The sequence below is a fragment of the Variovorax sp. GW821-FHT09D04 genome (assembly GCF_059416405.1).
Window position 1 is genome coordinate 613105 of sequence record NZ_JBWKPA010000001.1, and the last position, 19869, is coordinate 632973.

General features: G+C 66.2%; 18 protein-coding genes. 13 read left to right on the plus strand and 5 right to left on the minus strand.

The window, feature by feature from the left end; all coding sequences use genetic code 11:
• Positions 1-158: 158 nt before the first annotated feature.
• The 3 genes from AC07O4_RS02770 to gabT are packed head-to-tail and all read left to right on the plus strand — an operon-like array spanning position 159 to position 3680.
• Positions 159-1106, plus strand: coding sequence for a GntR family transcriptional regulator (locus AC07O4_RS02770; RefSeq protein ID WP_495303704.1), 948 nt, complete (start codon positions 159-161; stop codon positions 1104-1106).
• 14 nt (positions 1107-1120) lie between these two features.
• Positions 1121-2359 carry a serine hydrolase domain-containing protein gene (locus AC07O4_RS02775; RefSeq protein WP_495303705.1) on the plus strand — a complete coding sequence of 413 codons (1239 nt, stop codon included), beginning with the start codon at positions 1121-1123 and terminating at the stop codon, positions 2357-2359.
• Positions 2360-2390: 31 nt separating this feature from the next.
• Positions 2391-3680 carry a 4-aminobutyrate--2-oxoglutarate transaminase gene (gene gabT / locus AC07O4_RS02780; RefSeq protein ID WP_495303706.1) on the plus strand — a complete coding sequence of 430 codons (1290 nt, stop codon included), beginning with the start codon at positions 2391-2393 and terminating at the stop codon, positions 3678-3680.
• A 4-nt stretch (positions 3681-3684) separates the two neighbouring features.
• Here gabT and AC07O4_RS02785 read toward each other — a convergent pair whose 3' ends face one another.
• The 3 genes from AC07O4_RS02785 to AC07O4_RS02795 all read right to left on the minus strand — a co-directional run bounded on the left by AC07O4_RS02785 (position 3685) and on the right by AC07O4_RS02795 (position 6004).
• The gene (locus tag AC07O4_RS02785; RefSeq protein ID WP_495303707.1) at positions 3685-4035 is read right to left on the minus strand and encodes a response regulator; all 351 of its coding nucleotides are present in this window, start codon (positions 4033-4035) and stop codon (positions 3685-3687) included.
• Positions 4036-4461: 426 nt separating this feature from the next.
• A complete protein-coding gene (locus AC07O4_RS02790; protein WP_495303708.1) occupies positions 4462-5544 on the minus strand; it encodes an HNH endonuclease in 1083 nt (360 codons plus the stop codon).
• Positions 5545-5608: 64 nt separating this feature from the next.
• Positions 5609-6004, minus strand: coding sequence for a hypothetical protein (locus AC07O4_RS02795; RefSeq protein ID WP_495303709.1), 396 nt, complete (start codon positions 6002-6004; stop codon positions 5609-5611).
• A 540-nt stretch (positions 6005-6544) separates the two neighbouring features.
• Between AC07O4_RS02795 and dusA the strand changes: the two genes are divergently transcribed.
• Together dusA and AC07O4_RS02805 are read left to right on the plus strand one after the other, a co-directional pair.
• The gene (gene dusA / locus AC07O4_RS02800; RefSeq protein ID WP_495303710.1) at positions 6545-7585 is read left to right on the plus strand and encodes a tRNA dihydrouridine(20/20a) synthase DusA; all 1041 of its coding nucleotides are present in this window, start codon (positions 6545-6547) and stop codon (positions 7583-7585) included.
• 164 nt (positions 7586-7749) lie between these two features.
• A complete protein-coding gene (locus tag AC07O4_RS02805) occupies positions 7750-8535 on the plus strand; it encodes an IclR family transcriptional regulator (protein WP_062473201.1) in 786 nt (261 codons plus the stop codon).
• A gap of 130 nt (positions 8536-8665) precedes the next feature.
• Here AC07O4_RS02805 and AC07O4_RS02810 read toward each other — a convergent pair whose 3' ends face one another.
• Complete coding sequence (locus AC07O4_RS02810; protein WP_062473203.1) at positions 8666-9313, minus strand: GntR family transcriptional regulator; 648 nt, start codon at positions 9311-9313, stop codon at positions 8666-8668.
• A gap of 131 nt (positions 9314-9444) precedes the next feature.
• Here AC07O4_RS02810 and scpA point away from each other — a divergent pair, with 131 nt between their 5' ends.
• The 7 genes from scpA to AC07O4_RS02845 are packed head-to-tail and all read left to right on the plus strand — an operon-like array spanning position 9445 to position 18340.
• Positions 9445-11610: a methylmalonyl-CoA mutase gene (gene scpA, locus AC07O4_RS02815; RefSeq protein ID WP_062473205.1), complete on the plus strand. Its 2166-nt coding sequence runs from the start codon at positions 9445-9447 to the stop codon at positions 11608-11610.
• A gap of 11 nt (positions 11611-11621) precedes the next feature.
• Positions 11622-12095, plus strand: coding sequence for a GNAT family N-acetyltransferase (locus tag AC07O4_RS02820; protein WP_062473207.1), 474 nt, complete (start codon positions 11622-11624; stop codon positions 12093-12095).
• The gene (gene meaB, locus AC07O4_RS02825; RefSeq protein WP_307693158.1) at positions 12089-13138 is read left to right on the plus strand and encodes a methylmalonyl Co-A mutase-associated GTPase MeaB; all 1050 of its coding nucleotides are present in this window, start codon (positions 12089-12091) and stop codon (positions 13136-13138) included. The genes AC07O4_RS02820 and meaB overlap by 7 nt, the downstream gene beginning before the upstream one ends.
• Positions 13139-13197: 59 nt before the next feature.
• Positions 13198-14742: an acyl-CoA carboxylase subunit beta gene (locus AC07O4_RS02830; RefSeq protein ID WP_062473211.1), complete on the plus strand. Its 1545-nt coding sequence runs from the start codon at positions 13198-13200 to the stop codon at positions 14740-14742.
• Positions 14743-14763: 21 nt separating this feature from the next.
• A complete protein-coding gene (accC, locus tag AC07O4_RS02835; protein WP_495303711.1) occupies positions 14764-16812 on the plus strand; it encodes an acetyl-CoA carboxylase biotin carboxylase subunit in 2049 nt (682 codons plus the stop codon).
• The gene (gene bioB / locus AC07O4_RS02840) at positions 16812-17849 is read left to right on the plus strand and encodes a biotin synthase BioB (protein ID WP_062473215.1); all 1038 of its coding nucleotides are present in this window, start codon (positions 16812-16814) and stop codon (positions 17847-17849) included. Before accC ends, bioB begins: the two co-directional genes overlap by 1 nt.
• Complete coding sequence (locus AC07O4_RS02845; RefSeq protein WP_495303712.1) at positions 17846-18340, plus strand: VOC family protein; 495 nt, start codon at positions 17846-17848, stop codon at positions 18338-18340. Before bioB ends, AC07O4_RS02845 begins: the two co-directional genes overlap by 4 nt.
• Here AC07O4_RS02845 and AC07O4_RS02850 read toward each other — a convergent pair.
• Entirely contained in the window at positions 18330-18827 is a 498-nt protein-coding gene (locus AC07O4_RS02850) for an Lrp/AsnC family transcriptional regulator (protein ID WP_062473217.1), read from the minus strand. The two genes, AC07O4_RS02845 and AC07O4_RS02850, sit on opposite strands and share 11 nt — an antisense overlap.
• 116 nt (positions 18828-18943) lie before the next feature.
• Here AC07O4_RS02850 and yedA point away from each other — a divergent pair, with 116 nt between their 5' ends.
• On the plus strand, positions 18944-19867 hold the full coding sequence (gene yedA / locus AC07O4_RS02855; RefSeq protein WP_495303713.1) for a drug/metabolite exporter YedA: 924 nt from the start codon (positions 18944-18946) through the stop codon (positions 19865-19867).
• The last annotated feature ends 2 nt before the right edge of the window (positions 19868-19869 follow it).

Genomic DNA, 19869 nt, shown 5'->3' on the forward strand with positions numbered 1-19869 from the left:
TTTCTCCTTGGGAAACGACCCGTCGTCCGGGTCGGCGTGGGGCCGATCTTGAAATCCAAATTGTATTTTTGGCGTGAGATGTACATGGTTTTTTAGGGCCAAAAATACAAAGAACCCGCGATGATCGGCACCCAGCCCGTGTTTCCGGAGACCCATGGATGGCCCCGCAGCAGCAGATGCAGACGCAGATGGACAACAAGTCGGTCCCGCCGCTCACCCAGCGCGTGAGCCGCTACATCCTCGACCAGGCCTTGGCCGGCGGCTACGAGAACGGCCGCCACATGACCGAGACCGACCTCGCGGGTCGGCTCGGCATTTCGCGCACGCCGGTGCGCGCCGCGCTGCGCCTCTTGCACGAGCGTGCGCTGCTGGCGCACGTGCCCAACCGCGGCTACACGCTGGTGGCCGACCGCGAGGCGCTCGACCGCGCACGCCGCGAGATGCCGGAAGACGAGGAGAAGACGCTCTACTACCGCGTGCTGCGCGACCGCCTCGCGGGCAAGCTGCCGACGCGCGTCAACGAGCTCGAGCTGGCCCAGACCTACGGCGTGCCGCGCCCGCTGCTGCGCAACGTGATGACCACGCTGCTGCAGGACGGCGTGCTGCGCGGTCGCCACTACCAGCGCTGGGAGTTCACCGAAACCCTCGACTCGGTCGAGAGCGAGCGCGAGAGTTACCGCTTTCGCCTGGTGGTGGAATGCGCGGCGCTGCGTGAGCCGGGCTTCAAGGTCGAGCACGAGCGGCTGTTCGCTTGCCGCGAACAGCAGCAGACCTTGCTGACGCACGCCTCGCGCCATTCGTGGATGGAGTTCTTCGAGGCCAACGCGCAGTTCCACGAGCTGCTGGCCAGCGCCTCGGGCAACCGCTTCATCCTCGATGCGGTGAAGCAGCAGAACCGGCTGCGCCGCATCTCCGACCTGTCGGACTACCCGCTGGTGAACATCGACCTGCTGCGCAAGTCGTGTCGCGAGCATTTGCAGATCCTCGACGCGGTCGAGGAGAACAAGCTCGAAGTCGCCGCGAAGCACATGCACGCCCACCTGAGCCGTGCCAGCGACATCCTGGAGCGCCGCGTGATGGGCGACCTCGACGCGCTCGGCGAATGAGCCATCGCACCCCTATGACCACCCAAGAAACGACGGCTCCCGATGCCGCGCTGGCCGACGGCTGGCGCGATGGTTTTCCTACGGCCGGCACCGCGGTGCAGCGCCCGCGCGAACGCCCGATCTTCCAGGCCCCCGAGAACCGCTGGGCCTTCTCGCACCTGCGCGAGCTGCAGCCGACGCGCAACGTGTCGCGCGGTACTGGCCCGGTGTCGGTGCTGCCGCGCGCCGAGCGGCCCGAGCTCGACACGCTGGCCTTCACCTTGCCCGCCGACGGTTCGCGCACCGACTGGCTCAGCGCGCTCACAACGATCTGCGCCGATGGTGCGGTGGTGCTGCACCGCGGGCGCATCGTGTACGAGCGCTACTTCGGCGCGCTCGACGAACACGGGCAGCACATGGCGATGTCGGTCACCAAGTCGGTCGTCGGCACGGTCGGCGCGATGCTCGCGGCCGAGGGTGCGCTCGATGAACATGCGCAGGTGCGGCACTACATCCCCGAGCTGGCGGCCAGCGCCTTCGGCCACGCCACCGTGCGCCAGGTGATGGACATGACGACGGGCATCGACTACTCGGAGGACTACACCGACCCCGAGGCCGGCGTGTGGAAGCATGCGCGCGCGGGCCAGCTGCTGCCGCGCCCCGCGGGCTACGCGGGCGCCGAGGGCTACCGCCAGTTCCTGCAGACCGTGCAGGGGCAGGGCACGCACGGCGAGGCCTTTGCCTACCGCACCGTCAACACCGATGTGCTGGGCTGGCTCATCAGCCGCGTGGCAGGGCAGCCGCTGGCACGGGTGTTGAGTGAGCGCATCTGGTCGCGCCTGGGCGCCGAGCAGGACGCGGCCTTTGCCGTGGACGGGCAGGGCGCCGAGTTCGCGGGCGGCGGCCTGTGCACCGGCCTGCGCGACCTCGCGCGGCTGGGCGAAATGATGCGGCTGGGCGGCGCCTTCAACGGCGCGCAGATCGTGCCCGAAGCCGTGGTGGCCGACATCCGCCGCGGCGCCGATCCGGCGCGCTTCGCGCTCGCGGGCTACACGCGGCTGGCCGGCTGGAGCTACAGAAACATGTGGTGGGTGGCGCACGACGCGCGCAGCACCTTCACTGCGCAAGGCATCCACGGCCAGGCGCTGCACATCGACCCCGAGGCCGAGATGGTGGTGGCGCGCTTTGCCTCGCACCCGCTGGCCGCCAACGCACACCTGCCGACCTCGATGCACGCCTTTCGCGCGCTGGCCGAGCACCTGATGCGCGGCTGATTTCCGTCTCTTCTCTTTCTATTTTTTCTTCATGCTCACCCAAGTCACGACCAACGCGAGCCTGCAGGCCCGCAAGAACGCCGCCTGCGCGCAGGGCATCGGCACGCTCACGCCGCACTTCACCGCCCGCGCCGACAACGCCGAGCTGTGGGACGTGGAAGGCCGGCGCTTTGTCGACTTTGCCAGCGGCATCGCCACACTCGCCACCGGCCATCGGCACCCGCGCATCGTGGCCGCCGTGCGCGCGCAGCTCGACGACTTTCACCACACCTGCTTCCACGTCACGCCCTACGAGGAATACGTGGCGCTGTGCGAGCAGCTGAACCGCCTCGTGCCCGGCCCCAGCGCGAAGAAGAGCGCGCTCTTCACGACCGGCGCCGAGGCCATCGAGAACGCGATGAAGGTCGCGCGCGCCGCCACCGGCCGCAGCGGCGTGGTGGCGTTCTCAGGCGCGTTCCACGGCCGCACCTTCATGGGCATGGCGCTCACCGGCAAGGTCGCGCCATACAAGGCGGGCTTCGGCCCGATGCCGGGCGATGTGTGGCACGTGCCGTTTCCGGCCGCGCCGCTGGGCGTGACGGTGGACGACAGCATTGCAGCGCTCGACCGGCTGTTCAAGACCGACGTCGATCCGCAGCGCGTGGCCGCGATCGTCATCGAGCTGGTGCAGGGCGAGGGCGGCTTCTACGTGGCGCCGCCCGCACTCATGGAGCACCTGCGCGCGGAATGCGACCGCCACGGCATCCTGCTGGTCGTCGATGAAATCCAGACCGGCTTCGGGCGCACCGGCAAGCTCTTCGCGCTGGAGCACTACGGCATCGAGGCCGACCTGGTGACGACCGCCAAGAGCCTGGCCGGCGGCTTCCCGCTGTCGGCCCTCACGGGGCGCGCCGAACTCATGGACGCCACGCGCGTCGGCAGCCTCGGCGGCACCTACGCGGGCAATCCGCTGGCGGTGGCGGCAGCACTGGAGACGATGCGCGTGATCGAGGACGAAGGGCTGGTCGCACGCGCCCGCATGCTCGGCGAGCGGCTGACGGCGTGCCTCGCGGCACTGCGCATCGAGGTGCCGCGCATCTGCGATGTGCGCGGCCTGGGCGCGATGGTGGCGGTGGAGTTTCGCGATCCGCACAGCGGCGAGCCTGACGCCGAGTTCACGAAGCGCGTGCATGCGGCGGGGCTCGAGCGCGGTCTGCTGCTGCTGACCTGCGGCGTGCACGGCAACGTGGTGCGCTTCCTGTTTCCGCTCACCATTCCGGAGGCGGTTTTTGAAGAAGGGCTGGGGTTGCTGGCCGAATCGATTCGCGCGGCCAACGTCTGAACGACTAACGGCGCGGCGCAATGCCGAGCGTGCGGCAGAAGTCGTAGAAGTCTTCGAGCTGCAGCGACTTGTCGAACACCGCATCGACGCCCGCCGACAGCGCGCCTTCACGCACCTCGGAGGTCGCGTGGTTCATGAACACCACGGTGCGCTGCGCGGGCGACTTGCGTTCCCTCAGGTGGTTGGCCACGGTCAGGCCGTTGCCTTGCGCAAGGAACACGTCGATCACGGCGGCGTCCCAGGCGTCGGGGTTCGCGTCGAGCCAGTCGATGGCTTCGTCGCTGCTGCTGGCGGTGGCGACGACTTCGCATCCGGAGAATTCCCTCAGTCCATCGGTCAGGGTGGTGGCGATCAAGGGGTTGTCTTCTATGAGGTAGATGCGGGTCATCGGTGCGTAGCCTGGAAATGAAATGCGTCGGCTCGTCTGCGCTTGTGGCGCGGGTCTGCCGGGCCGGTCCATTGTCACGAGGCGAGGGCGGGGCGGAGTCGGACAACGCCGCCACATGGCGTCCCCCGTGCACGCGAAAGCGCTGTTTGTGCATTGCATCACTGGCGTACAAGACGCGGGCGCGGGGCGGAGGCTCCCGTGACGCTACAGACGCAGTAGGCAGCGTGCGCCTAGCCGATTGGCAAATCTGCGGCGGTGACGGACTCCGAGCTTCGGATCTCCAATAGAGGCCATGGATTCAGTGTTGAGTTTCTCGGGATGTCTGCTGACTCATGAAGTTTCCCGTTGGCCTCCGGGAGGGACACGCATGTCTAGAAAGCGGGGGTGACTCAGTCATCCCTCTTTCTTGATCCGTGTTAGGTGCTCCTTCAGGTCCTCAACGGTCATCAATGGCCTGATGCGATGGAGCATGCGATGGCAGTTTGAGCACACCAAGGCGAAATCCTTGACGCGTACTTGGACTGGCGCGTCGAGTGAGGCTACTGGTATCTTGTGGTGCGCTTCGATGAAGCCGTTGCCGCGCTCACCGTAGATCTTCCTAAAGTTGAAGTTGCACGCTTCGCATTCGAGCTTTCCGGTGGCCTTGAAACGCCTCAGCTTGGCGAGACCGACCACTTTTCGATTGCGTTCCCGGGTCTTGTGCTGCTTGAATTTCTCTGAGCCTTCAGGGTAGCTCTCGTCTTCGTCATCGCCCTCCATGCCTTCCGCAGGGCAAAGCTCCCCATGGGGCGCTTCGTCGTCCCATACCGTGCCGACGCGATTTCCTTGCGGCGGAACGCGATCTCCAAGAAAGTGTTTGACCTTCGAAAGGATCGAATCCAACCGATAAAAACGCTCGACTTGGAAGAGAGTCCCGCCTCCCTTGGTGGGGCGTTTGGGCGTTTCGCTCAAGACACCGCAAAACAGTTCTCGTGGATAGCCTCCGGCGCCCTGTCGGCTTGGCAAAAGAACAAACAGCGCATCACCTTGTTTGATACGCCCGTCCCGCAAGACCCAATATCCGGACTGGTTCCTCGCTAGAAGACGCCGATTTAGAGCGTCATGCTCTGGCTTACCTGTGACGAGGAATGCGCGCGAGCAGTCGATGAAGCGATCGTCGTCGCGATAGCGAAGAATACCCGCCTCGGACTCGATCGAAGAATTCGCCTTGTGTCGAATTTCGAAGCCTAAGCGTGTGAATTCGCTATGCCATTTCCCCTCCCAGGTTCCTGAAAAATCGCTGGGCCTCAAAACGCCGTTTCCAGCTATCTCATTTGCGAGCGATGCGATGGCTTTAGGAGGATAGGTTTTTCCATCGATCACAACGTCATATAGCCGACTCTTCTGAAAGCCTCCCCGGCCTGGTTGATCGCGCCAGAGCTTTGCGGCTTGTCGAACCTGTCTCTTATTAAGGATTGGAGCAGCGGGTCGGGGCATGGATTTTCAACGAGATTTGGCGAGTTCGAATGATCACTCAAAAGCAATCGATGCGGACGGGCGGCTAGCTGTGAGGTGGATGTTGACTGATGATCTTGATTTCGTCGAGTCTTCGGGTGTCGAGTGAGAATTCCGCTTCGCCTAAATAGAGTGAGTGCTTGGAGGGGCTCGCAATGATCGATGAAAGGGGGGCTGCGGTTCGCAACAACACACCTCCCTTTCCAACGGCATTAAGTCCCGTCGCGAACTGATGCGCCTTCTTCGAAATCTCCGTCCACGCCGTGCCGATTCTTCCCGCCTCATACCGGTCGATGTTTTCGCCGCGGTAGAGCACAAGACTCGGTCCCTCGTATCTCGGTAGCCAAACCCAGAGTGCATCCATTAGCAACTCGTCGTCGGCTACGAGCTCTCGAATGAGATGGTGTGAGGCATGCCACTGCGTATGGAAGCATTCGGCCATCGTCGCATCCTCTGGGGGACGGGATTTCAACGTTTTGAAGAGGCCCCGCCAGGCGGTTCGGTGCTGTTCGACCTCGGGACTGCTGAGAAGCGGGCGATAGTGCCCACCATCCAGGATGTGACTCAAAAGAGCGGGGTAAGGTACCGGTTTCATGGAACTCCGATTGCGGGTTTCCGATCGTATCCATGACTTGCTTCTCACCGAACTCGCCTTGCATGCTTGCGAACGACTCTGTCCATCGTTCTCTTGCCGACTTGCTCGTATGAGTGCCTAGCGGGTCTCATATTTTTCACTTGGGACGCTAAGTGCCGTCCGGGAGGCGGTAGGCGCTGGGGATTTTCTTGCATTACGAGCACGCCGACCATTTGCGGCACGCGACCGGGAACAGTCAACGTGATTCGTGGTGTCGGGGATGCGCTACCCTTCCAATTGCGCGCTTGTTTTTGGTAATGACGCCCAAGGGGCCCTGTACGGCGGTATGCGCCGTTCTTTCTCATGGGGGCATTGCTGAGACCAAAAAGTAGCGCTGAACTAGATCCAATGACACAAAACGAGAACCGCACAAACAATGGGCTGCAAGACGCGTTGCCTCGAAAGGCCACCGCGATTGAGGCTATGCGCCTGTCCGTCGCGCCCATGATGGACTGGACCGACAGGCATTGCCGCGTCTTCCACCGCCTCATGACGCGCCATGCGCTGCTCTACACGGAGATGGTGACCACCGGCGCGCTGATCCACGGCGACGTGCCGCGCCACCTGCGCTTTCATGAAGAAGAACACCCCGTCGCGCTGCAGCTCGGCGGCAGCGAGCCGCACGACCTGGCGCACTGCGCCAAGCTCGGCGAAGAGTGGGGCTACGACGAGATCAACCTGAACTGCGGCTGTCCGAGCGAGCGCGTGCAGCGCGGCGCGTTCGGGGCCTGCCTCATGAACGAGCCGCAGCTGGTGGCCGATTGCGTGAAGGCGATGGTCGACGTGGTCGATGTGCCGGTCACGGTGAAGCACCGCATCGGCATCGACAAGATCGAGAGCTACGAGTTCGTGCGCGACTTCGTCGGCGCGGTCAGCGAGGCCGGCTGCGGCACCTTCATCGTGCATGCGCGCAACGCCTGGCTGCAGGGCCTGAGCCCGAAGCAGAACCGCGAGATTCCGCCGCTGCGCTATGCGTTGGTGCACCGCCTGAAGCACGACTTTCCGGCGCTGCAGTTTTCGATCAACGGCGGCATCGCCACCAACGCGCAGGTGCACGAGCACCTGCGGCTGCTCGACGGCGCCATGATCGGCCGCGAGGCGTACCACAACCCCTGGTGGCTGGCCGAATGGGACGCCGAGTTCTACGGCGACGCCCCGCAGACGCTCACGCGCGAGGACATCGAGGCGCGGATGTGCGACTACATGGTCCGCGAGGCGGCCGAACACGGCACCAACTGGTGGTCGATCGCGCGTCACATGCTGGGTCTGCGCAACGGCCTGCCCGGCGCACGCCGCTGGCGCCAGGTCTGGAGCGACCACCGCCTGAAGACCCGCCCGCCGCACGAAGTGATGGCGCTGGCGCACGAACCTGCCGCCCAGGCCGCCTGAATTCCGGCCTCGCCGCCCCGACTTTGTAGACAGTCAACACAATTGAGCGAAGTTGACGCTCGATGGAACACAGTTTCATGACAATGCAACAACAAGTGTGAGCGAAGCACCTGTTTTTGCTCAAGAATAAGGCGGTCAGGGAAACAAGAAAAAGGTTCTGTCTTATGAGTGAAGCTGCAGGCAGCAAGGAAGAAGTCAGTGCGCTTGCCAGGGGGTTGTCGCTGCTGAAGGTCATCGGGATGGCGGCAGCGCCCGTCGGAAACCGGGAATTGGCCGACACCACCGGCATTCCGAAGGCCACGGTGTCGCGCCTCACGGCGACGTTGGTGGGGGCGGGGTATCTGCGGCAGTCGCAAGACAGCGAGCGTTTCAGCCTGGGGCCGGTGTTGCTCGACATGAGCAGCCGCTACCTGCGCAATTTCGACCTGAGGGCGCTGGCGCGCCCCCATCTGAGCAACCTGGCCGAACTGTCGGGCGCCAGCATCCACATGGCGGTGCGCGACGACCTGGACATGCTGGTCATCGATTCGCTGCGCCCGCGCTCGGCGCTCATCAGCTCCCGCATCGACGTCGGCTCGCGCATGTCCATCGCCACCTCCGCCTCCGGCCGCGCCTACATCGGCGCCTTGCCCGGGCCCGAGCAGTCGGCACTGCTGGAGCAGATCCGCCTCGAAACCGGCGAGAACTGGCACGCCATCGAGCCGCGCCTCATCGCCAGCCTCGAAGAGCACGCCCGCCTGGGCTACTGCACCTCCTTCGGCGAATGGAACCCCCAGATCCACGCCCTGGGCTTCGCACTCGAAGGCCCGCGCGGCGAACGCTACGGCGTGAGCTGCGGCGGCCCCGCCTACCTGCTGCCGAGGGAAGCCATGCTCAGCCGTGTCGCTCCGCGCATGCTGGAAATCGCCCAGCGCATCGCGACAGAGGCAGGGACCCTCACACTAGGCTGAACGAGGCCGCGCCCAGGGGCGCAGGCCCCTTCGTGAGACGCCGCGGAACCGGCTCTGCCGGGCCGCAGGCGTCGCCCCCGGAAGGGGGTTGGCGAAGCGACACGAAGTGCGCGAAGCCTGGGGGAGAGCCCTATACAGCGGCTTCTAGGCCGTTGAGGAAGTGCTCGCGCATGCGCGCCATGGCCGTGGCGGCGTCGCGCGCCTCGATGGCCGCCATCACCGCACGGTGCTCCGCCAGCGACTCGCCAATGCGCCCCGCCTTCAGCAGCGAGTTGTGGCGATTCAACTTCATCACCTTGCGCAGGTCGGCCACCATCTGGTCGCGCCACTTGTTGTTGGCAATGGCCAGCAGACTCATGTGGAAGCGCTCGTTCACCGCAAAGAAGTGCTCGCGATCTTCCTTGCCGGGGGCGGCGGCGGCTTCCAGCTCGGCGTGCAGCGCCTTCAGCTCGGCGCGCTGGGCGTCGGTGGCGCGCTCGGCCACCACGCCGGCGGCGTCGCTCTCGAGCAGGGAGAGCAGGTGGTACACGTCGGCCAGATCCTGCTCCGACACCTCGGTGACGTACGCGCCGCGCCGCACCTTCATCGTCACCAGGCCCTCGGCGGCCAACACCTTCAGCGCCTCGCGCAGGGGCGTGCGGCTGATGCCGTATTCCTCGGCCAGCTTGAGTTCGTCGATCCAGCTGCCGGGCTCCAGCTCGCGGCGGAAGATCCGTTGGCGCAGGAGCTCGGCCACCTCTTCATAGAGGGCGCGGGGGGTCAGGGTGACGGCGGACATGGGCTGCACTGTACTTCAAAAAATGCGTTTGAATTAATAATTACGGATGGGTTAGACTTGTGAACGGCTTGCAAATCCGTGCAAGCGACCTTGCGAATCCCGTCAGACCACCGCCTGGAGCGGCGCCTTCCATGAGCAGCAGCACACCCGAACCCACCTACAAGCCGGCCGACCTCGACGCCTGGGCCAAGTCCGCCGCCAAGTCGGCGCCCGGCGGCGACGTGAATGCGCTGAACTGGATCACGCCCGACGGCATCAGCGTGAAGCCGCTGTACACCGCGGCCGACCTGCAAGGCCTGAAGTACACCGACACGCTGCCCGGCTTCGAGCCCTACCTGCGCGGCCCGCAGGCCACCATGTATGCGGTGCGCCCCTGGACCATCCGCCAGTACGCCGGCTTCTCCACGGCCGAAGAATCGAACGCGTTCTACCGCAAGGCGCTGGCCGCCGGCGGGCAGGGCGTGAGCGTGGCCTTCGACCTGGCCACCCACCGCGGCTACGACAGCGACCATCCGCGCGTGACCGGCGACGTCGGCAAGGCCGGCGTGGCGATCGATTCGGTCGAGGACATGAAGATCCTGTTCGACCAGATCCCGCTCGACAAGGTGAGTGTCTCGATGACGATGAACGGCGCCGTGCTGCCGGTGCTCGCGGGCTACGTGGTCGCGGCCGAAGAGCAGGGCGTGGCGCAAGACCAATTGAGCGGAACCATCCAGAACGACATCCTCAAGGAGTTCATGGTCCGGAACACGTACATCTTTCCGCCGGCGCCGAGCATGCGGATCATTGGCGACATCATCGAGTACACGGCGCAGAAGATGCCGAAGTTCAACTCGATCTCGATCAGCGGCTATCACATGCAGGAAGCCGGCGCCAACCAGGCGCTGGAGCTCGCGTTCACGCTGGCCGACGGCAAGGAATACGTGAAGACCGCGCTGGCCAAGGGCCTCGACGTCGACGGCTTTGCCGGGCGCCTGAGCTTCTTCTGGGCCATCGGCATGAACTTCTACCTCGAAGTGGCCAAGATGCGCGCGGCGCGCCTCCTGTGGTGCCGCATCATGAAGGAGTTCAACCCCAAGAACCCCAAGAGCCTGATGCTGCGCACTCACTGCCAGACGTCTGGCTGGTCGCTCACCGAGCAGGACCCGTACAACAACGTGGTGCGCACCACCATCGAGGCGATGGCTGCGGTGTTCGGCGGCACGCAGTCGCTGCACACCAACGCGCTCGACGAAGCCATTGCGCTGCCCACCGAGTTCAGCGCCCGCATCGCGCGCAACACGCAGCTCATCATCCAGGAAGAGACGCACATCACGAACGTGATCGACCCCTGGGCCGGCAGCTACATGATGGAGAAGCTCACGCAGGACATGGCCGATGCCGCCTGGACCATCATCGAAGAGGTCGAGGCGATGGGCGGCATGACCAAGGCCGTGGACAGCGGCTGGGCCAAGCTCAAGATCGAGGCCGCCGCCGCCGAGAAGCAGGCGCGCATCGACTCGGGCAAGGACGTGATCGTCGGCGTCAACAAGTACAAGCTCAAGAACGAAGACGCGATCGACAGCCTGTCGATCGACAACGTCAAGGTGCGCGAGCAGCAGGTGGCGCGCCTGCAGAGCATCCGCGCTTCGCGCGACAACGCCAAGGTGCAGGCCGCGCTCGACGCGCTCACCGACGCCGCCGAGAACAACACCGGCAACCTGCTGGCGCTGAGCATCGACGCGGTGCGCGCCCGCGCCACCGTCGGCGAGATTTCCGACGCCCTCGAAAAATCCTTCGGCCGCCATCGCGCCGACACGCAAAAGGTGACCGGTGTGTACGCTGCCGCTTATGACTCGGCCGAAGGCTGGGAAGCGCTCAAGACCGAGATCAACGACTTCGCCGAAGCGCAAGGCCGCCGCCCGCGCGTGATGATTTCCAAGCTCGGCCAGGACGGGCACGACCGCGGCGCGAAGGTCGTCGCCACGGCGTTCGCCGACCTGGGCTTCGACGTCGACATGGGCCCGCTGTTCCAGACGCCCGAAGAGTGCGCGCGCCAGGCCATCGAGAACGACGTGCATGCCGTGGGCGTGAGCACGCTCGCCGCCGGCCATAAGACTCTTGTGCCGGCCATCATCGAAGAACTGCGCAAGCAGGGCGCGGACGACATCATCGTCTTCGTCGGCGGCGTGATTCCGCGCCAGGACTACGACTTCCTGTACGAAGCCGGCGTCAAGGGCATCTACGGCCCGGGCACGCCCATCCCGGCCAGCGCCAAGGACGTGCTGGAGCAGATCCGCGCGGCCGTCGCAGTCTGAGACGAATCGACGTGGGCGATCTCTTGTCGCGGCTGTCGCTGCAGCCCGTGGATTCCAGCGATTTCGAAGACATGCTGGCCGTGCGCATCGATGCGATGCGTCCGAGCCTGGAGCGCGTCGGCCGTTTCGACCTCACGCGCTCGCGCGAGCGCCTGTCGGCCGGTTTCGTGGTGCCGTACATGCACCACATCGTGCTCGACGGTGAGCAGCGCCTGGGCTTCATCACGCTCAAGCCTGAGGACGCGGATGCGCTGCGCCTCGATCACCTGTACCTGCGCACCGGCTTCCAGGGGCGCGGCATCGGCGAATGGGCGCTGCGCTGGGCCAAGGCGCAGGCGCGCGAACAGAAGCTGGACATCAAGCTCACCGCGCTCGTGCAGAGCGACGCCAACCGCTTCTACCAGCGGCACGGCTTCGTGCTCGAAGGCGAGGAGGGCGTCGACCTGCACTACCGCTGGCGCGTGGCGTCGGAGGCCGCGTGCTGAACACCGTCGGCGCGCTCGAACGCGCGCTCGCCGATGCGCCGGGCATGGCGCAGCGGCGTGCCATCGCCAAGGCGATCACGCTGCTCGAATCGACGCGCGCCGACCACCGCGCGCAGGCCGACGAACTGCTCACGGCGCTGCTGCCGCGCACCGGCGCATCGTTTCGCCTCGGCATCTCGGGCGTGCCCGGCGTGGGCAAGTCGACCTTCATCGAAACGCTGGGCCTGCTGCTGATCGGCAAGGGCCACCGCGTGGCGGTGCTCACCATCGACCCCTCGTCTACCGTGTCGGGCGGCTCCATCCTGGGAGACAAGACGCGTATGGAGCGCCTGTCGGTGCACGAGCGCGCCTACATCCGGCCCAGCCCCTCGAGCGGCACGCTCGGCGGCGTGGCCGAGAAGACGCGCGAGGCCATGCTGGTCTGCGAGGCCGCGGGCTACGACATCGTGATCGTCGAGACCGTGGGCGTGGGCCAGAGCGAAACCGCCGTGGCCGGCATGACCGACATGTTCGTGCTGCTGCAGCTGCCCAACGCGGGCGACGACCTGCAGGCGATCAAGAAGGGCGTGATGGAGCTGGCCGACCTGGTCGCCATCAACAAGGCCGACATCGACCGCGACGCCGCCACGCGCGCGCAGGCCCAGATCACCTCGGCGCTGCGCCTGTTCGGCCACCAGGGCAACCCCGACCATGCGCACGCCGTGCATGACGCCCACAGCGGCGTGGAGCGCCGCTTCTGGCTGCCCAAGGTGCTGCAGCTGAGCGCGCTCGCCGGCACCGGCGTCGACGCCTTCTGGGACGCCGTGCTCGAATTCAAGGCGCTGCAGACCGCCAACGGCAAGCTCGCCAAGCGCCGCGAAAAACAGGCCACCGCGTGGATGTGGGAACGCATCGACGCCGGGCTCAAGCAGGCGTTCCGCCAGCATGCGCAGGTGCGCGAACTGCTGCCGCAGCTCACGCAGCAGGTGGCCCAAGGCAGCCTGCCGGCCTCGACGGCGGCGCGCCAGCTGCTCGCCGCGGCCGCCATCACCGCCCGGGTGTGACACCCCGGCCCCCACAAGACTCTCCCAGCAATCCAGAACCACAGCTTCGGAAGCACACCATGCAAGAACTGATCGAACAACTCGAAAAGAAGCGCGCCCAGGCGCGACTCGGCGGCGGGCAGAAGCGCATCGACGCGCAGCACGCCAAGGGCAAGCTCACGGCGCGCGAGCGCATCGAGCTGCTGCTCGACGACGGCACGTTTGAAGAGTGGGACATGTTCGTCGAGCACCGCTCGGTCGATTTCGGCATGGCCGAGCAGAAGATCCCCGGCGACGGCGTGGTCACGGGCTACGGCATGATCAACGGCCGCCTCGTGTTCGTGTTCAGCCAGGACTTCACGGTCTTCGGCGGCGCGCTCAGCGAAGCCCACGCCGAGAAGATCTGCAAGGTGATGGACCAGGCCATGAAGGTCGGCGCACCGGTCATCGGCCTGAACGATTCGGGCGGCGCCCGCATCCAGGAAGGCGTGGCCTCGCTGGGCGGCTATGCCGACGTGTTCCAGCGCAACGTGATGGCCTCGGGCGTGGTGCCGCAGATCAGCATGATCATGGGCCCCTGTGCCGGCGGCGCCGTGTACTCGCCCGCCATGACGGACTTCATCTTCATGGTGAAGGACAGCAGCTACATGTTCGTCACCGGCCCCGAGGTGGTGAAGACCGTGACGCACGAGAGCGTGACGGCCGAAGAACTGGGCGGCGCCATCACCCACACCACGCGCAGCGGCGTGGCCGACATGGCGTTCGAGAACGACGTCGAGGCGCTGATGATGCTGCGCCGCCTGTACAACTACCTGCCGCTGAACAACCGCGAGAAGCCGCCGGTGCGCCTGGGCAACGACGGCCAGGGCGACCCGGCCGACCGGCCCGACTACTCGCTGGACACGTTGGTGCCCGACAACCCGAACAAGCCCTACGACATCAAGGAACTGATCCTGAAGGTGGTGGACGACGGCGACTTCTTCGAGCTGCAGCCCGACTACGCGAAGAACATCGTGATCGGCTTCGCGCGCATGGAAGGCCAGACCGTGGGCATCGTGGCCAACCAGCCGCTGGTGCTGGCGGGCTGCCTGGACATCAAGAGCAGCATCAAGGCGGCGCGCTTCGTGCGCTTTTGCGATGCCTTCAACATCCCCGTCATCACCTTCGTCGACGTGCCCGGCTTCATGCCCGGCACCGGCCAGGAGTACGGCGGCATCATCAAGCACGGCGCCAAGCTGCTGTATGCGTACGCGGAGTGCACGGTGCCCAAGATCACCGTCATCACGCGCAAGGCCTACGGCGGTGCATACGACGTGATGGCCTCCAAGCACCTGCGCGGCGACGTCAACCTGGCTTGGCCGCGCGCCGAGATCGCGGTGATGGGCGCCAAGGGCGCGGTGGAGATCATCTTCCGCGAAGACAAGAACGACCCCGAGAAGCTCGCCGCCCGCGAGGCCGAGTACAAGGCCCGCTTCGCCAACCCGTACGTGGCCGGCGCGCGCGGCTACATCGACGACGTGATCCTGCCGCACGAGACGCGCAAGCGCATCTGCCGCTCGCTCGTCATGCTGCGCGAGAAGAAGCTCGAGAACCCGTGGCGCAAGCACGGAAACATTCCGCTCTGAGCTGCACGGAGAAAGAAAAACATGTTCAAGAAGATCCTGATTGCGAACCGCGGTGAAATCGCCTGCCGCGTGATTCAAACGGCCAAGAAGATGGGCATCCTCACCGTCGCCGTCTACTCCGACGCCGACAAGGAAGCCCGCCACGTCGAGCTGGCCGACGAGGCCGTGCACATCGGCGCCGCGCCCAGCCGTGAGAGCTACCTGCAGGTCGACCGCATCATCGCGGCCTGCAAGAAGACCGGCGCCGAAGCCGTGCATCCGGGCTACGGCTTCCTGTCGGAGAACGAAGCCTTTGCGCGCAAGGTCGAGGAAGAGGGCATTGCCTTCATCGGCCCGAAGCACTATTCGATCGCGGCCATGGGCGACAAGATCGCCTCGAAGAAGCTCGCGAACGAAGCCCAGGTCAACACCATTCCCGGCTGGAACGACGCCATCGAGACGGCCGAGCGTGCCGTCGAGATCGCCAAGGACATCGGCTACCCGGTGATGATCAAGGCCTCGGCCGGCGGCGGCGGCAAGGGCCTGCGCGTGGCCTTCAACGACAAGGAAGCCTTCGAAGGCTTCACCTCGTGCCGCAACGAGGCGCGTAACAGCTTCGGCGACGACCGCGTGTTCATCGAGAAGTTCGTCGAGGAGCCGCGCCACATCGAGATCCAGGTGCTGGGCGATTCGCACGGCAACGTCATCTACCTGAACGAGCGCGAGTGCTCCATTCAGCGCCGCCACCAGAAGGTGATCGAGGAGGCGCCGTCGCCCTTCATCACCGATGCCACGCGCAAGGCGATGGGCGAGCAGGCGGTGGCGCTGGCCAAGGCCGTGAAGTACCAGAGCGCGGGGACGGTGGAGTTTGTGGTCGGCAAGGACCAGAGCTTCTACTTCCTGGAGATGAACACGCGCCTGCAGGTGGAGCACCCGGTGACGGAGTGCATCACCGGTCTCGATCTCGTCGAGCTGATGATCCGCGTGGCGGCCGGCGAGAAGCTGCCGCTGGCGCAGGCCGACGTGAAGCGCGACGGCTGGGCCATCGAGTGCCGCATCAATGCCGAAGACCCGTTCCGCAACTTCCTGCCCTCGACGGGCCGGCTGGTGAAGTTCCAGCCGCCGGCCGAGAGCATGTTCGCGAGCGACACCGGCCACCTGCACGGCGTGCGCGTGGACACCGGCGTGTACGACGGCGGCGAGATCCCGATGTACTACGACTCGATGATCGCCAAGCTCATCGTGCACGGCAAGGACCGCAACGAAGCCATCGCGCTCATGCGCGAGGCACTCAACGGTTTCGTGATCCGCGGCATCAGCAGCAACATCCCGTTCCAGGCCGCGCTGCTGGCGCATCCGAAGTTCGTGGCGGGCGATTTCAACACCGGCTTCATCGCCGAGCATTACGGCAAGGGCTTCCACGCGGAAGACGTGCCGCACGCTGATCCGGCGTTCCTGGTGGCGCTGGCCGCCTTCGTCAACCGCCGCTACCGCGCGCGCGCCTCGGGCATCAGCGGGCAGCTCGCGGGCCACGGCGTGAAGGTGGGCGAGCAGTTCGTGGTGGTCGAGCTGGGCCCCGAGGGAAAGCACGTGCACCACGCGGTGTCGGTGAGCGACTTCCAGGACAAGACCGGCGCCAGCGCCGTCACCGTGGGCGACAAGCGCTACCAGATCGAGAGCGACTTCGCGCTGGGCGCTGTGCGCGTGCAGGGCACGGCCAACGGCAAGCCCTTCACGGCGCAGGTGGAGCGCGGCGCGGGCAAGAACCCGCTGGCGCTGCGCGTGTCGCACGACGGCACGCAGATCGAGACCATGGTGCTGTCGCCGCTGGGTGCGCGCCTGCTCGAGCTGATGCCCTACAAGGCGCCGCCCGACCTGAGTAAGTTCCTGATGTCGCCGATGCCGGGCCTGCTGGTCGAGGTGTCGGTCCAGCCGGGGCAGCAGGTCCAGGCCGGCGAGAAGCTGGCTGTGATCGAGGCCATGAAGATGGAAAACGTGCTGTTCGCCACGCAGGACGGCGTGGTGGGCAAGATCTCGGCGGCCAAGGGCGAATCGCTCGCCGTCGACCAAATCATTCTGGAGTTCAACTGATGGGTGCCAACGACCTGCAACAAGCGGCAATCACGCTGCACCGCCCGGCCAAGGCCGTGGCGACGCCCCAGGGCCCCTGGTCCGTGGAGGCCATCCAGGCGCTGCTCGACAAGCCCTTCATGGAACTGCTGTTCGAGGCGCAGACCGTGCACCGCCGGCATTTCCCCGAAGGCGACATCGAACTGGCCACGCTGCTGTCGGTGAAGACCGGCGGTTGCCCCGAGAACTGCGGCTACTGCCCGCAGTCGGCCGAGTTCGACACCGGCGTGAAGGCGCAAAAGCTCATGGAGGTCGACGAGGTGGTGCGCGCCGCGCAGGCCGCCAAGGACGCCGGCGCCACGCGCTTTTGCATGGGCGCCGCCTGGCGCGCGCCCAAGGACCGCGACGTCGAGAAGGTGGCGGTGCTGGTCGAGGCCGTGAAGGGCCTGGGCCTGCAGACCTGCGCCACGCTGGGCATGCTGGAGCCGCACCACGCGCAGCAGCTCAAGGCCGCGGGCCTGGACTACTACAACCACAACCTGGACACCGCGCCCGAGTACTACACCGACGTGGTCGACACGCGCACCTACCAGGACCGCCTGGACACGCTGGCGGCCGTGCGCAGCGCCGGCATCAGCGTGTGCTGCGGCGGCATCGTGGGCATGGGCGAGCAGCCGGTGCACCGCGCCGGGCTGATCGCGCAGCTCGCGAACATGGACCCGTACCCCGAGTCGGTGCCGATCAACAGCCTGGTGCGCGTGCCCGGCACGCCGCTGGCCGACTCGGAGCCGGTCGATCCCTTCGACTTCGTGCGCATGATCGCCGTGGCGCGCATCACCATGCCGACCGCGCGCGTGCGCCTGTCGGCCGGCCGTCAGCAGATGGGCGAGGCGGTGCAGGCCCTGTGCTTCATGGCCGGCGCCAACTCGATCTTCTACGGCGACAAGCTGCTGGTCACCGGCAACCCCGACGTCGATGCCGACGTGCAGCTGCTGCGCAAGCTCGGCCTGCGCTCGCACCGCACGCAGGAGCAGGCGGAAGAAGGCGGCTGCGCATGACCACGCCCGCCACGCCGCGTCCCTTCAAGGTGCTGGGCATCCAGCAGATCGCCATCGGCGGCCCCGACAAGCTGCGCCTGCAGAAGCTGTGGGTCGACATGCTGGGGCTCGAGGTGACGGGCACCTTCCGCAGCGAGCGCGAGAACGTCGACGAAGATATTTGTTCGATGGGCAGCGGCCCGTTCAAGGTCGAGGTCGACCTGATGCAGCCGCTGGACCCCGAGAAGAAACCGGCGGTGCACACCACGCCGCTGAACCACGTCGGCCTGTGGATCGACGACCTGCCCAAGGCCGTCGAGTGGCTCACGGCGCAGGGCGTGCGCTTTGCGCCGGGCGGCATCCGCAAGGGCGCGGCCGGTTTCGACATCTGCTTCCTGCACCCCAAGGCCAACGACGAGTTCCCGATCTCGGGCGAGGGCGTGCTGGTCGAGATGGTGCAGGCGCCGCCCGAGGTGGTGACGGCCTTCAACGCGCTCGCCGCTACGCGCTGAGTGCCTTGCGCACCGGCGGCTTCACGTCGGCGCGCTGCGGCGGCAGCATCGGCTGGTGCTCGCGCGCCGGGTTCAAAATGATCGAGGTCGCGGTCTCGGTCAGGATGCAGAACTTGGCGAGCACCGCATCGAGGTGCGGCACGTCGATCACGGCGATCTCGAGGATCCAGCTGTCTTCGCCGGTCACGTTGTAGGCGTTGACGCATTCGGGCGTCTCCTGGACCAGCTTCACCACGAGGTCGTAGTCGGCACGACCGACGCGGATGATCCCGCGGATCCCGTAGCCCAGCCGCGTGAGGTTCACGGTGGCGCGGTAGCCGGTGATGACGCCGGCGGCTTCCAGCTTTTTCACGCGCTCGGTCACGGCCGGCTGGCTCAGGTGCACGCGGCGGCCCAGCTCGGCCATGCTCAGGCGCGCGTCGGCCTGCAGTTCGGCCAGGATGCGGGTGTCGTGGGCGTCCAGCGTGGGGGTCAAGGTGAAGTCCATGGAAGTCCTTTAATTCGACGGTGTGGTGCGAGCAGAACCATGAATTTCGCATGGCTGCCGGCCCATGGCTTTCATACCATGACGGGCATTCCATACCAAGAATAGACACCCTCGATATGTCGACACTCGCCACACCCGCGCAGGCTGCGCCTGCCGCTTCCTCCTCGCGCCCCCGGCTAACGCCGCTGCTGTGGCTGTGCCTGGCCGCCACCTGGGTGGTCTGGGGTTCGACCTACCTGGCCATCAAGTACGCGCTGATCAGCTTTCCGCCGTTCCTGCAGATGGGCTCGCGCTTCCTGGTTGCGGGCGTGCTGCTGGCGGCGTGGATGCGCTGGCGCGGCACGCCCTGGCCGTCGCGCCTGCAGTGGCGCAATGCGCTGGTCGTCGGCGCGCTGATGCTCGGCGGCGGCATGGGCGGCACGGCGCTGGCCGAGGTGTCGATCGGCTCGGGGCTGGTGGTGGCGTTCATTGCCGTCATCCCGTTGCTGATTGCGCTCTTGAACCTGATCTGGGGCGTGAAGCCGGCGCGGCTCGAAGCGGCGGGCATTGCGCTGGGGCTCGTCGGCGTGCTGATGCTCACGCAGGGCAGCGGCTTCAAGGCCTCGCCCGAGGGGCTGGTGGCGATCTGCGTGGCCTGCATCTGCTGGTCACTCGGCAGCGTGCTGAGCCAGCGCAAGCTGCCGCTGGCGCCCGGTGCGATGGGTTTTGCGAGCGAGATGCTGTGTGGCGGCGTGGTGCTGATGGTGCTGGCCGCGGTGTCGGGCGAAACGATGAGCTGGCCGCCGCAGCCGGTGGCGCTGGGGGCGTGGGTCTACCTCGTGGTGTTCGGCTCGCTGATCGCGTTCAACGCCTACATGGTGCTGCTCGCGCAGGCGCCGGCCGGGGTGGCGGCGAGCTACACCTTCGTCAATCCGGTGATCGCGATGCTGCTGGGCGTGTGGATCGCCCACGAGACGGTCACGCGCTTCGAGTGGTACGCCGTGGGCGTGGTGCTGGCGGGCGTGCTGCTGTTGCTGTTCAAGCGCCCGCAGAAGGGCTGAGT